This window comes from Desulfuromusa ferrireducens, assembly GCF_055389805.1.
Genome location: NZ_AP042415.1, coordinates 653,894 through 667,614, shown reverse-complemented (window position 1 = coordinate 667,614; position 13,721 = coordinate 653,894). Strand labels below are relative to the sequence as shown.

At 51.5% G+C, this 13,721-nt stretch carries 11 protein-coding genes; 10 read left to right on the top strand and 1 reads right to left on the bottom strand.

Translation table 11 applies throughout. The features are described from left to right. Positions 1–271: 271 nt before the first annotated feature. Both ACZ5PT_RS02910 and ACZ5PT_RS02905 read left to right on the top strand, forming a co-directional pair. A complete protein-coding gene (locus tag ACZ5PT_RS02910; protein ID WP_464265312.1) occupies positions 272–2,827 on the top strand; it encodes a methyl-accepting chemotaxis protein in 2,556 nt (851 codons plus the stop codon). A 391-nt stretch (positions 2,828–3,218) separates the two neighbouring features. Beyond that, positions 3,219–3,863: a class I SAM-dependent DNA methyltransferase gene (locus tag ACZ5PT_RS02905; RefSeq protein WP_464265311.1), complete on the top strand. Its 645-nt coding sequence runs from the start codon at positions 3,219–3,221 to the stop codon at positions 3,861–3,863. A gap of 401 nt (positions 3,864–4,264) precedes the next feature. Here the strand turns inward: ACZ5PT_RS02905 and ACZ5PT_RS02900 are convergent, their stop codons facing one another. Beyond that, entirely contained in the window at positions 4,265–5,284 is a 1,020-nt protein-coding gene (locus tag ACZ5PT_RS02900) for an IS110 family RNA-guided transposase (protein ID WP_464263625.1), read from the bottom strand. A 524-nt stretch (positions 5,285–5,808) separates the two neighbouring features. Here ACZ5PT_RS02900 and ACZ5PT_RS02895 point away from each other — a divergent pair. The 8 genes from ACZ5PT_RS02895 (at position 5,809) to ACZ5PT_RS02860 (ending at position 13,690) form a co-directional block, all read left to right on the top strand. After that, positions 5,809–6,546, top strand: a complete 738-nt coding sequence (locus ACZ5PT_RS02895) for a DUF6639 family protein (RefSeq protein WP_464265310.1) — start codon at positions 5,809–5,811, stop codon at positions 6,544–6,546. Between the two features lie 436 nt (positions 6,547–6,982). Continuing rightward, positions 6,983–7,426, top strand: coding sequence for a hypothetical protein (locus tag ACZ5PT_RS02890; protein ID WP_464265309.1), 444 nt, complete (start codon positions 6,983–6,985; stop codon positions 7,424–7,426). A gap of 307 nt (positions 7,427–7,733) precedes the next feature. Then, positions 7,734–8,069 (top strand): PilZ domain-containing protein, encoded by a 336-nt coding sequence (locus ACZ5PT_RS02885; protein ID WP_464265308.1) that lies wholly within the window; start codon positions 7,734–7,736, stop codon positions 8,067–8,069. A gap of 17 nt (positions 8,070–8,086) precedes the next feature. Next, the gene (locus tag ACZ5PT_RS02880; RefSeq protein WP_464265307.1) at positions 8,087–9,511 is read left to right on the top strand and encodes a sigma-54 interaction domain-containing protein; all 1,425 of its coding nucleotides are present in this window, start codon (positions 8,087–8,089) and stop codon (positions 9,509–9,511) included. 219 nt (positions 9,512–9,730) lie between these two features. Further along, positions 9,731–10,159, top strand: a complete 429-nt coding sequence (locus tag ACZ5PT_RS02875) for an Hsp20/alpha crystallin family protein (protein ID WP_464265306.1) — start codon at positions 9,731–9,733, stop codon at positions 10,157–10,159. A gap of 56 nt (positions 10,160–10,215) precedes the next feature. Beyond that, positions 10,216–10,590, top strand: a complete 375-nt coding sequence (locus tag ACZ5PT_RS02870) for an Hsp20/alpha crystallin family protein (protein ID WP_464265305.1) — start codon at positions 10,216–10,218, stop codon at positions 10,588–10,590. Between the two features lie 103 nt (positions 10,591–10,693). Then, on the top strand, positions 10,694–13,324 hold the full coding sequence (gene clpB / locus ACZ5PT_RS02865) for an ATP-dependent chaperone ClpB (RefSeq protein ID WP_464266701.1): 2,631 nt from the start codon (positions 10,694–10,696) through the stop codon (positions 13,322–13,324). A 90-nt stretch (positions 13,325–13,414) separates the two neighbouring features. Further along, a complete protein-coding gene (locus ACZ5PT_RS02860; RefSeq protein ID WP_464265304.1) occupies positions 13,415–13,690 on the top strand; it encodes a thioredoxin family protein in 276 nt (91 codons plus the stop codon). The last annotated feature ends 31 nt before the right edge of the window (positions 13,691–13,721 follow it).

The following is a 13,721-nucleotide window of genomic DNA, read 5'->3' as shown; positions in this document are numbered from 1 at the left end:
CTGGCTAGCTTCCAAATTGGCCAACCTAGACGATCGGCCGTCGATCAACTCCATAGTTTTAACAATTACCTAAAACGGTCAGGAGTGCCACAAATCGGTAAAAGTCCGACATGCACGTCGCTCATAGTAAAGTGGGATGATTGCTGTTATCAACTTCTCATATATACTTTAAGATTCTGAAAAACATAGACGAAAAGCCAATCTACCTCTTTTGCTGCTACTGGTGTCACCGTAACTGTTGCCGTTAACAATTCGGATAAGGAGCTTAGACATGAGATGGAAAGACGTTAGGTTGGCTGGGAAATTCGCCTGGGGCTTTGGTCTGGTCCTGTTGCTTCTGGTTATTGTCGGAGGTTGGTCCATTATTGGCATCGGCGGTATCACCGGTAGTGCCGAGGAAGTAATTGAAGGCAACAAGCTTCGAGGCGAAATGTTACAGAAGGAGCTGGATCATCTGAACTGGGCAAATCAAGTTAATGCTCTGCTGACTGATGATGCTGTTACTGAGCTTAACGTCCAGACCGATCCCCACAAGTGCGGTTTTGGCAAGTGGTATTACGGTGACGGTCGCAAGCAGGCGGAACATTTGGTTCCTGCCCTGAAAGCTGATCTGGCCGCCATAGAAGAACCACACAAAAAACTTCATCAGTCAGCAGCTGAACTCGGCAGCGCGTTTAAACAATCGCATCAGGGTCTAGCCGAAACCTTGGCTGCACGTCTGAAGGAGCACGTCTCCTGGGTCTCGAAGGTTGCAGAAGAATTGAGCGTCGAGGCCGGAACTCTCTATGCCTATCAAACTCAGGTAAAAAATGCCGTCGATCAGGCGACCTCAATCATAGAAGCCTATGCCAGCGATACCACTCTGGGTGATACCAGGGCCCGGCGAGCAGCAGCTATCAAAGCCTTGCGGGCAATCCGTTACGGTTCACAGGGAACGGATTATTTGTGGATTCAGGCGACCGACGCACACATGGTGATGCATCCCATCAAGCCAGCACTGGAAGGCAGAGACCTAACCGATTTCAAAGATGCCAATAATAAGAAATTTTTTATCGAGCTGACCAACATTGCTAAATCCGAGGGGGCAGGATTTGTCACTTACGTCTGGCCCAAGCCGGGAAGTGACGCACCGGTGTCGAAAATATCCTATGGAAAACTCTATAAGCCCTGGGGCCTGATCGTTGCCACCGGCGTCTACCTTGATGAAAACAACGCCGCGTTGCTGGCTCGTGCCGAAGAATTCGCCAAAGGGACCCCCTTTGCCTTCAGTGTACAGAAAGACTCCACTAAATGCGCTTTTGGCAAATATCTGGACAATCCCAAAACACACGAACTGGAGGGAGAATTCCCCGAGTTTAAGAAAGCTATCGATGCATGCCGTGCTCCTCATAAGAAACTTCATGGATTAGCCGTAAAGATCGAAAATAAGATTGCCGACCTCGATCTTGAAGGTGCCGTTGCTATTCTAAGTGGGGACATGAAGGCGGTCCTGATAGAGGTACAGGGCCATTTTAATGCTGCAATAACTGCGGAATCTGATCTGCGAGCAGGGGCTGCAAAGGCCGCTGGGATCTATGCAAACACAACGGTTCCGAACCTTGACATGGTTAAGTCTTTGCTTGGAAAGTTGATTAACACAGCCGGAGAGAACATCATGACCGATGACCAGATGCTCTCCGAGGCATCAACAACCCGGTCAATGATCATCGCGATCAGTCTGTTCGCTCTGCCGCTTGGCATTTTTCTGGCGTTCGTTATCGCCAAGGGAATTGTTACTCCATTGGGACAGACAGTACAGATGATCGAAGAGATGGAGAAGGGGCATATCACCACGCGCCTTAATGTCGATCGCAAGGACGAGATCGGGATGATGGCCGCTTCTATGGACTCTTTTGCCGATAGTCTGCAGAACGAAGTTGTCGCCAATCTACAGAAACTGGCGGCCGGCGACCTTACCTTCGATGTCACTCCTCAGGATGAGCAGGACGAACTTCGCAACGCAATAAAAGCTCTGGGCAGCGATTTGAATGAAATCTTTGGTCAGATTCAGGTGGCCAGTGAGCAGATCGCCTCCGGCAGCTGTCAGGTTTCTGATTCCAGCCAGTCGCTGTCGCAGGGAGCGACCGAACAGGCCAGCAGTCTGGAAGAGATTTCCGCTTCCCTCAATCAACTCTCCTCGCAGACCACAAACAACGCAGAGAATGCCAACCAGGCGAATGGTTTGGCTACAGAAGCCCGCACTGCCGCGCAGAAAGGCAGTGAGCAAATGGAGTCGATGGTCTCTGCCATGAGTGAGATCAACGAAGCGGGGCAGAACATTTCAAAAATCATCAAGACGATTGACGAAATCGCTTTTCAAACAAATCTGCTCGCCTTGAATGCCGCCGTCGAAGCAGCTCGCGCGGGACAGCATGGCAAAGGCTTTGCCGTAGTTGCCGAAGAAGTGCGTAACCTGGCAGCACGTAGTGCTAAGGCCGCCGAAGAGACTTCTGAACTGATTAAGGGTTCGGTGGAAAAAACCGAAAATGGCAGTGCTATAGCCAACCAGACTGCTGAAGCTCTTCAGGACATTGTTACCGGCATCAGCAAGGCTTCGGACCTGGTTGCCGAAATCGCGGCAGCAAGTTCTGAACAGGCTCAAGGAGTAAGCCAGATCAACCAGGGAGTAACCCAGATTGACCAGGTGACCCAGCAAAACACCGCAAGTGCGGAAGAATGTGCTGCCGCCTCGGAAGAACTTTCCGGACAGGCCGAGCAAATGCGGCAAATGCTACAGCGCTTTTCTCTCAAAAATGCCTCCGGGCGCAACCTTGCTACACCAAGATAATCAACGCCGCAACAGGAGCTCGGTTGGTCGCAGATGGAAGGCTAAGGTTATTGCCAAGTCAGGAATGAATATCGCACTTTATGATGGAGGGAAGATTAAATATCGCTAAACAACAGCCTTGTAGCGAGATTAGTTTTTCTTGTAAGCCACCATCCGTAAGACAAAAACGGCCCGACTAGATTCCAAATGGTTGGGCCGTCTCACATGTTGTAACAAAAGTAAGCCCCGGACCTAGCCGGGGCTTCTTCGTTTCGGCATCTCGTATTTAGTTAGTAGCCAAACCTTCGCGTCGCCGGTTATCATGAACCGTTCGGCACTGCTCGAAACTGGCAATTTATAGTCGATTCTTTTTTTCTATTTGAGCATTCACGATAAAATCGGGAGGTAACAGTTGGGATCAGACAGTGAATCTAAACATAGTGGTCTCAGCAAAATGTCTAAAAAGAGCGATGACGTCGCTGAATACTATGACAACTGGGCCACCGATTATAATGAAACCCTTGCCGATTGGCGCTACGAAGCACCTGAACAAGTGGCTTCAATGCTTCAGGTAAAACTATCGCCGCAATCATCAATTCTGGACGTGGGATGTGGAACTGGCCTAAGTGGCAAGGCGTTGCAAACGGCCGGTTTCGCTACTATCGACGGGATTGATGTTTCATGTCGTTCCTTGGAGATTGCTGGATTGACTGGTGCGTACAGCACCTTAAATGCGATGGACTTGCAACGGTTACCCTTGCCCATTCCAGATAACCATTACGACGGACTTGCCTGTGTGGGCGTACTCACATATCTAACGGACAGTGTAGGCACGCTCCGAGAGTTCAGTCGAGTTGTCAGATCAGGAGGAGTAGTTGCTATGACACAGCGCAGTGATTTGTTTGTGGAGCGCGAATTCAAGAGCGTGCTTGAAGGACTCTTAAATGAGGGGGTAATCACACAAGTGCACATCTCGGAGCCGTGTTCTTACCTCCCCAACAATAATGAGTTTGGTGACCAGATTCTCGTACACTACATTGGTTATACCGTCTTATAGGGTGGTACTGGCGGAGTTTTCATATAACTGCTAAAAAGCCGAACAAATTATTCAACCTGACTGTTTTCCGCGATACTCCGGAAACAGCAAGTTAACCCGGCGTTGAATAGCTGTGTCTCATATATGGTCTCCCCCCTGCATGCAAGGACTTTGTGATGAATGACAGTGACAAGGTTGCTACCATATATTCGGCCTCTTTTTAGCGGCTTTACGCCGCCGGGCCTTAATGATTTACGCGCGCATCGTCCTTATCAAAAGTTCGGTTTTTAATAACCGTTGAGACGCTCAGGTTTTCAATGCGCCGGTCTGACCTGTTTTGTCATTACTGATCACAGGGTCTTCGCAATTTCTGGTGGGAGTTCTCCTTTCCTCGCTTCGTTAATGCTTGATCGATGCGATGGTTACGCTATGTTCGGCTCATAACATGTGTTGTACTTCAGAATAGCCCAACCGATCCGCGCCATTTTGTTCGCCAACGCAACAACTGCTTTGTTCCACCCTCTTTGTTCTCGGATGCGATTGATCCATCGACTCAAGGGATCATCTCTATTGGCTGCTCGAAGGACGACGGTACGAGCGCCATGGATCAATTGCATGCGAAGGTATTTATCCCCGCGTTTGCTAATCCCCAAAAGAACATTTTTGCCGCCACTGCTGTGCTGACGTGGAACCAGGCCAAGGGATGCCGCTGCATGTCGACCGCGAACATAGGCACGCCCATCACCAATCGTACTGCGAAAGGCACTCGCAACAATCGGACCGAAGCCCGGGATTGTTTGTAATCTCTGGCAGGCATCATCCTGCTGACTTAATAACTCCAGTTCCTTCGTGTAAAACGCAATATGCTCGTCAAGCTCGACGAGCTGCTCATAGCGTCGCGCCAGGAGGTTGCGGAACCGAAAGCTCAACACGTTGTCGGCATCTTCCAGTAGTTCCGGAATCTTTTTGCGTAAAACGGTCAATCCTTTCGAGAAGCTGATACCGTACTCTCCGAGCAAGCCCCGTGTTGAGTTACTCAAGGCGGTGCGATCCCTCAAGCACTGGGAGCGCATCCGATGGATGGCTTGCATGTCATGTTCTTCCACTGTTTTAACAGCGACGAACGCAATTCTGGGTCTGTCAAGTGCCTCGGCAATGGCCCGCGCATCGTTGTAGTCGTTCTTGTTTCCTTGCACTAAAGGCTTCACGTACTGGGGTGGTACCAACTTCACATCATGACCAATGGCACGCAATTCCCGACCCCAGTAGTGTGATGTTGCGCAGGCTTCCATACCGACACGACATGGTGGTAATTGAGCAAAGAATTGAAGGACATGATTACGTCGAAGCATACGTTTCTTGACTTCCTTATTGCGCTCATTGAAACAGACAACATGAAAGACGCTTTTTGCCAAGTCCAAGCCGACAGTGGTAATATTCATTACGGTCTCCTCTCGCTCAACGTTGATGGTTAGCTTCTTACTCTCCATCATGGCGCATAGATGCCGATTTCGGTAGCGGGGGAGACCATTTCATCAAAAATAGTGACTTAATTATCACTGCCCCACTTTTGGAACACAAAATCGGCCCTTTCGCTTTGCTGTAATTTCAGCAGTTTAGCGGGAGGGACTTTTTGATACGGACTTTCGAGACAATCTGGATAGGAATAGCTGTTTGTTTCCGGCAGGGTAGCCTTATGATGGCATCGGCTCAGAAGCGATTTCTCTCTATCTGGCTTTAGAATCGACAGATTCAGCCGATCTGCCGTCGATCATTTCCAAAGATTTGAGACATCTATAACAATAAGTAAAATCTACAGCCCGTGCCTTGGGATACAGACAATCAAAACATCAGCAAAGAGCTTGATCTCTTATTGAGCCATGATATGAGTTAGGAGAGCAACGAGATAGTATGTAGACTCTTACTGTTGCTGGCCCATAAGTATCATTTGACGGGAGGTGCGCTTGTGAATTGCCCGCTCCCCAAGGTTCATGTTTTGCTACCTGCATGGATGCTTGCTGCTATCTTGATTCTTGTCTCGCCGATCACCGCTGTCGGGTGCAATATATTATTATGCGAAGAATTTAATATCTGCATAGTCGGTGGACTCATGAACGAGCGGGACGCTGTCTGTGTCGCAGCTCACAATGCGCATAATTTCTTCCGGCCGTTGGATTTGGATTTTCCTGATCAATTAACGGTTTCTTTCCAGCAGCAAATCCAACCGAGTGAAGACTCAGTATCTATCGGATGCTATCATCCAGATAGCAATAGCGTTGTTGTATTGGATTACCAGTCAGCAGTTGCAGCCTCCCACAGGGTTCCACCCGCCTTCGGTATCCCAATGAGCATCTATTTGTGGCGCAGTTACCTAGTTCATGAAATTGCGCATGCAATGGCTGAGAGACATTCCATGGCAGACGACCATAACCTTGCGGCAACAGAGTATATCGCTGCAGTAGCACAGCTCTCAACTTTGCCGAGTGATGTTCTTGCACATATACTTTCAAAGTATCAGCATGTTTCTGCATTCAGGGACAAGTCAGAAATAACTGACTTGTTTTATTTCATGAAGCCTTGTGAGTTTGCCGTCAAGGCATACCTACACTACTTGAGGCCAGCAACCGGACAGGAATTTATTCATCAGCTTTTGCAGGAGGGCCTACCAGAAGCGGGTATCCATGGCAGTATTCCATTTTTTTAGTACCCCCTCATTTCAGCAAAAGATTTATTATGAGCGTGGAGGGTCCGTTGCATGCTTCACCATTTCTAGCGTACAAAAATGAGTCTCATATATTGTAACAAAATGAAGCCCCGGTCCTTGCTGGGGCTTCTTCGTTTCTGCGTCTCGTATATAGTTATTTATGAGAAGGTAGAGCCGAAAGTTAGATGTTAAGTATAAGGCTCCAGTGCCCCGATCCGTCTTGCAAAGGGAGCCAAACAATTCAAGGGCTCACAGTTTATTAAATCTGTAAGCCCTTTTTATTTTTACTTTCAGTATTACTATTTGATATTAGTTCTCTGTTGTGGTCAGATTTCACTAGCCGCATGTAGGGGGAAGTTCATATATTGTCTTTAGAATGTTGGCTTGAGCCTTTCTCAGCAAAATCGTTGCAGCACTAAATTAAGGAATTAAATACATGCACACGCGTGATAACGACAACCTTCGCAAGATCGTGAATTCTCATTTGGGGACGAAGGCTGGAGAGGCATCAAAGGCAAATTTTGAAAAGGCGAAGACAGAGCTTGTTTTTACCAAGACAGCATTGGCTAAAGCGATCAGTCTCTTGACGATTGAAAAATACCTTGAAATTGTTGAGCAGGGCTCCCAGGCTGCTGCTGGTGAAAATAGTGCGACCGATATCGTTGATAGTTACTTTATTCCGCTGCCCAGTGAGTCCATCAATGGTGCTTTTGCTCGCGCCAAGAAAGAGTCGATAGCGAAGTTAAAGAGTGAAGTGGCTCAATTGAAATACTTTACCTTTAAGGATTATGGTTTTAAGAAGAAGGCGAAGGCTCCGGCGAAAAAAGTGCGATCAACCAATTTTGATAATGTCCGGGTTGAAAAAAAGCGAAAATCTTGATTTCTGCTTCGGTGGGAACTGGTCGGCCGACGCAAGATATCGGTAGGAGCCAAGGGGTGGCGAAGGAATCAGTTGCCGATACCCCGCCGCAGATCTCTTTGCCTGGCTGAATTTTCGGCTTTCTTAAAAACGGGACGCTGTTACAAGTTGAAGAGAAATGAAGAAACCCGCCGGGCTATCACAGCTGCCCTGCGGGTTTCTTTGTCTATTTCATGGTAGTTTGTTATGATTCCAAGGTGTTGTCGTTTTGGCTCCGGTTTCCATAGTTGAGTCATCTGCTGTTTCATTGCGTGTGCTGGGGTTTTTGATGGCTGAAAAACGGATAATTAAACGCAAGAGAAAGCGGCTCAAGTTACGTTTTGGGGTCGATTATCCTAAGCGGGTCGCTTTTACTGAAGATATTTCGGATCAAGGACTGTTTGTTATTACCGGGCAACCGGAACGGCCCGGTTCCATGCTGCTGATCGAGATAACCTTGCCGAGTGAAGAGCAGGTGATTGTCAGGGGGCGTGTTTGCTGGGCGAAGAAGGTCCCGCCGAATTTAGTCAGGGTCGCCAATAAAGGGGGGATGGGGGTGCGTTTGCTCAACTTTGAAAGTGGTGAACAGTCCTTTAAGGCGTTGGTCGCCGAATTGCGGCGTTAGAATTAAATGTGTTGCTGATGACAGATGTAACTGAAAAAACAGAATATCTGCCCGCCGTCGCCCCTGATCTGCTGTTGGTCCGTTGGGGGCACGGTGAATGGCAGGTGCGCAGTCTTTCCGAACGGCTGGCTCACTGGGCCGCTATCGATCCCCAGCAAGCCCGTGGCCGTTCTCCCGCCAGCCTGTTTTCCGCCGTCGTCCCGTCAATCATTGATCTGTCCGCCGAGGTTCTTGAGCAGGGCCGTGACCTGGTCGACGTCAAGGTTCGCTTGTTGCCGGCGCTGCCGGAATTTTTAGCCGATATCCAGTTTGCCGGTTTGACCGAGGATTATCTAGGCCAGTTGGTCCGGGTTAGCCTGCGCCGCGAGACGACCGCCAGTCGGCAGGAGATCGGTTTCCGCAGTTTGATCGGCAGCAGCCCGTCGATGCGTGAGGTGTTTCGCAAGATTCAGCTGTATGGCGCCTCCGATGCCGCGGTCATTATTACCGGCGAGACCGGTGCTGGTAAAGAATTGGTTGCGCAGGCGCTGCATGATGAAAGCGCGCGCCATGCACGCCCCTTTGCCGTGATCAACTGTACCGCGCTTAGTGAGCAGCTGCTGGAGTCGGAGCTGTTCGGACATGAGCGTGGCGCCTTTACCGGGGCGGTCCGCGAACATCGGGGTTATTTTGAACGCGCCGATGGCGGCACTCTGTTTCTGGACGAGATTGGTGACATGCCGCTACATATCCAGAGTAAACTGTTGCGGGTCCTCGAAGATGGACGGGTTCAGCGGGTCGGCGGAGAAAAGAGCCATCAGGTTGATGTGCGGATTGTCGGCGCGACCAATGTGCCGTTGGAGCAGGCCGTGGCGGAAAACCGTTTCCGGGCCGATCTCTATCACCGTCTGGCGGTGTTGCGCATCCACTTGCCGGCGTTGCGCGAACGGGGCGAGGACATTCCGTTGCTGGCCGATCTGTTCCTGCGCCAGTTCAATGCCAAGTATGGCAAAGGGGTGCAGCGCTTGACCAGCGAGGCGCTCCGTTTGCTGCAGTCCTACCTCTGGCCGGGGAACGTGCGTGAACTGCGAAATGTTCTCGAACGGGTGGTGGTCGAAGCGGAAACCGAGGCGATTGGTGCGCGAGCCTTTGGCGAATGGATTCAAGAGCGGCAGCAGTTTGCCCCGTCTGTCGCTGCGCCGCTGATGAAAAATCCGCAGAATCTGCCGGTTGTCGTGCCCTATTCTCAGCCTCACTTTGCCGAACCGGTGGTTGATGCCACCGTTGTTCGGTCGGGACGGGGCCGTGGCGTGCGGGCCGAACTTGATGAAGCTAGTATTCGAGAGGCTTACCGTGCCGCAGATGGAAATTTATCCGCCGCCGCCCGTCTCCTGGGGGTGCATCGCGCCACTCTTTATCGTCATTTATCCCATCTGAATCTTTCTCGCCAGCAACTTTCCTGATTTTTATCGTTGAAATTTTCCTTGCGACGTCGCACCTGTCTCAACTTGTCATTTGCTGCGACACCTGCAGCGTCGCAGCTTTTCCTCGGTTTAAAGTCAATCCCCGTAACTTGCTGATTTCATTGGAAACACCTGTGGATTAAAGTTGGCACTCCCTTTGTAATGTCTCTTTGTCAGCAACAACAACTGACGAAAGCTATACAAAAAAGGAGAACGACAATGTTTGGAGCACAGATGATTCACGAAATGGACAGTCTGCAGCGCGAAATGGACCAGATTTTCCGTGGTCTTGGCTTTAACTCTGGCACGACTCACTGCCGGCAAAAGTCGCAGTTCCGGTTGCACGATAGCGGTGAGGCGTTGCTGTTGGAGGCTGCTCTTGCCGGGATCGATAGCGATACCTTGGACATTAACATCCTTGGCCGCCGGTTGACCCTGTCCGGGGAGATCGCCGCTGTGGAGGTTCCGGAGCACGTTGTCTGGCACCGTCAGGAACGTAAGGCGGGTCGCTTCGAAGAAACCATCCAGCTGCCGGCAACTGTCGACCCTGAGCAGGTCGAAGCCGAATATCAGCATGGCATTCTGCGGATCAATCTGCCCAAGGCGGCGTCAGCAATGGCCAAGAAGATTACGGTCAAGACGAGCTGATTGAGTTTTCGAGGTTAACAACAGAATTTATAAAAAATAGCAACAGGAGCAGGATCATGAATGACAAGCAGATGATGGATAATGAAAAGAGTACGCTGGACAGCACTGTGTGGGTGTCCCCCGTTAGTCGGCATGCCCCGGCGGTCGATATCTATGAAAACGATGACGAGTTGGTGCTGCTGGCGAACCTGCCGGGAGTCGAAGAGCGGGCCTTGCAGATCGAGGTTGCACGTGGCTTGCTGACCATTGAGGCCGAAACAGCTGCCGTTGAGGGGGGCGTCAAGACAGCTTATTATCGGCAATTTAAGCTTTCGGAGCGGATCGCTGCCGATGCCGGAGAGGCCGTTTTAAAGGATGGCGTGTTGACCCTGCGCTTGCCGAAAAGTGAGGCCGGCAAGCCAAAAAAAATTGCCGTCAAGACGCTGCACTGATGCAGAGCCGGGCCAGGGGTTGTCGCTCCTGGCCTTTTTTTTCGTCTGAAAATATTCAAGGCGCTATAATTACGGAACGACCCTTTTTCAGGAGCTAGCGATGATTGATCTAAACCGAGCTACCCAGAAAGTCCAGGAAGCGTTGCAGGCCGCTCAGGCCTTGGCGCTGCGTTTCAGTCACGTCGAAATTGATGGCGAACACTTGTTGTTGGCTCTCTGTGAGCAGGAGTCTGGACTGACCGCAAGGTTGCTGCAGAAGTTGCAGGTGCCCCTTGATGGTTTTGCTGAAGGGTTGCGCCAGGAATTGCAATCGCGCTCGCGGGTCAGTGGCCCCGGGGCCGACAGTAGTCAGCTTTATGCCAGTCGCCGGCTGAGTAATCTGCTGTTGCAGGCCAGCGAGGAAGCCAAGCAGCTCAAGGATGAGTACGTCAGTGTCGAGCACCTGCTGTTGGCGGCCGTGGCGGAAGGGGAACGAACCGCATCCGGTCGTTTACTGCGCAAGCTCGGCATTGATCGGGATCGACTGCTGCAAGGACTGACCGAGATCCGTGGCAACCAGCGGGTCACCAGTCAGGATCCGGAAGATACCTACGAAGCATTGCTGAAGTACGGCCGGGATCTGGTCGAAGAGGTGAAAAAAGGCAAGCTTGATCCGGTCATCGGTCGGGATGACGAAATCCGCCGGGTGATTCGAATCCTGTCGCGTAAAACCAAGAACAACCCGGTGCTGATCGGCGAGCCGGGGGTGGGGAAAACCGCCATTGTCGAGGGTTTGGCGCATCGGATTGTCCGCGGCGACGTCCCCGAAGGGCTGAAGGGCAAGACCGTCTTCTCCCTCGATATGAGCGCCCTGGTCGCCGGGGCCAAGTACCGTGGCGAATTTGAGGAGCGACTTAAAGCGGTGCTCAAGGAAATCCACGACAGTGATGGGCGGATTTTGCTGTTTATTGATGAGCTGCACACCATTGTCGGGACCGGTAAGAGCGATGGTGCCATCGACGCTGGCAATATGCTCAAGCCGATGCTGGCCCGAGGGGAGCTGCACTGTATTGGCGCCACCACCCTCGACGAGTACCGCCAGTATCTGGAAAAAGATCCGGCGCTGGAGCGGCGCTTTCAGCCGGTGCTGGTCGAGCAGCCGAATGTTGAGGTGACCATCAGTATTCTACGCGGCTTGAAGGAACGCTATGAGGTCTACCACGGTGTGCGGATTCAGGATAATGCTCTGGTCGCGGCTGCCGAACTGAGTCATCGCTATATTGCCGATCGTTTTCTGCCCGATAAGGCCATTGACCTGATCGATGAGGCCTGCGCCACGATCCGCACCGAGATTGACTCGATGCCGGCCGAGTTGGATGCCCTGACCCGGCGCTTGATGCAGTTGGAGATTGAAGAGGCGGCGCTAAAAACAGAAAAAGATGCCGCCAGTTGCGAGCGGTTGGCGGTGTTGCAGCGGGAGCTGGCCGATCTGCACGAGCAACAGGGCTCTCTGTCGGCGCAGTGGCAATTGGAAAAGGGCGGGATCCGTAGCGTTCAGCAGTTGCGCGAGGAGATCGAACAGATGCGGCTGGATATCGCCGAGGCGGAGCGCGCTTACGATCTGAATCGTGCCGCAGAATTGAAACATGGCAAGTTGCCGGAGTTGGAGCGGCAACTTAAAGCTCAGGAGGAGCAGTTGCAGACCGCCGATGTGGCGGAAAAGATGCTGCGCGAAGAAGTGACCGAAGAGGAAATTGCCGAGATCGTCTGCCGTTGGACCGGCATTCCAGTGACCCGTCTGGTCGAGGGGGAACGGGAAAAACTGCTGCAGCTGGATGATGTTCTGCATCAGCGGGTGATCGGTCAGGACGAGGCCGTCCAGCGGGTTGCTGATGCCGTCATTCGGGCACGCTCAGGGATCAAAGATCCGAAGCGGCCGATCGGCTCATTTATCTTCCTTGGACCGACCGGCGTCGGCAAGACCGAACTGGCGCGGGCCCTGTCCGAGGCGTTGTTCGACAGCGAGGAAAACCTGATCCGTATCGACATGTCGGAGTATATGGAAAAACATGCCGTCAGCCGTTTGCTCGGTGCCCCCCCCGGTTATGTCGGCTACGAAGAGGGCGGTCAGTTAACCGAAGCGGTCCGTCGGCAGCCATACGCAGTCGTCCTTTTCGATGAGATTGAGAAGGCGCATCCGGATGTTTTTAACGTGCTTTTGCAGATTCTCGATGATGGTCGCGCCACCGATGCCAAAGGGCGGACGGTCAGCTTCAAGAATACCGTCATCATTATGACCTCGAACATCGCTTCACAGCAACTGCTCGAGGGGATTACGGAGGGTGAGATTCCCGATCGGGTGCGACAACAGGTCGAGTTGGCCCTACGGCAGAGTTTTCGGCCCGAATTTCTCAACCGGATTGATGATACCATTATTTTTAAGCCGTTAACGCGCGTCGAGATCCGCAAGATTGTCTTACTGCTGCTTGACGAAATCCGCCAGCGTCTGGTTGCGCGGCGACTGTCCCTGGAAGTATCAGCGGAGGCTTGTGATTACATTGCAGAAACCGCTTATGACCCGATTTACGGTGCCCGCCCGCTGAAACGATTTTTGCAGCACCAGTTGGAAACCCGTATTGGCCGGGTGTTGCTGGGCGGTGAGATTGAGGAGGGTGGCGTTTTGCGGGTGCTTCTTGAAGACGGCGAACTGCAGGTGAGAGTTGAAACTGAAGAATCGAAATCACCGGCGGATTAATATAAAGTACTTGCTAATCAAAAGAATGGGCGTATAATATGACAAAATCAGTCATGTATAAAAAGTAACCTGTGTTCAAAGGGGGACATTATGCGCATAGATATCGTTTGTAAGCCGGATCGGCCAGATGCTTGTCGCGGAACCGCGGCGAATGTTCGTGAAGCCCTTGAGAGGTTGGGAGTCGAAGCTGAGGTTCATCAGTTTAACGACTCGCGGAAAATGATTGATAACCGGATTTATGTTGTTCCCGCTCTGCTGATCGACGATCAGTTGCGAATTGCCGGTCGGGTCCCGGATGTGGATGAGATTGTCAGCTTTTTGGTTGAGCGTCCGCGCTATCTGAAGGATGTCGCCGACGTCGCCTGATCGCATTAGCAGAAGTGTTGTCTAGATAAGA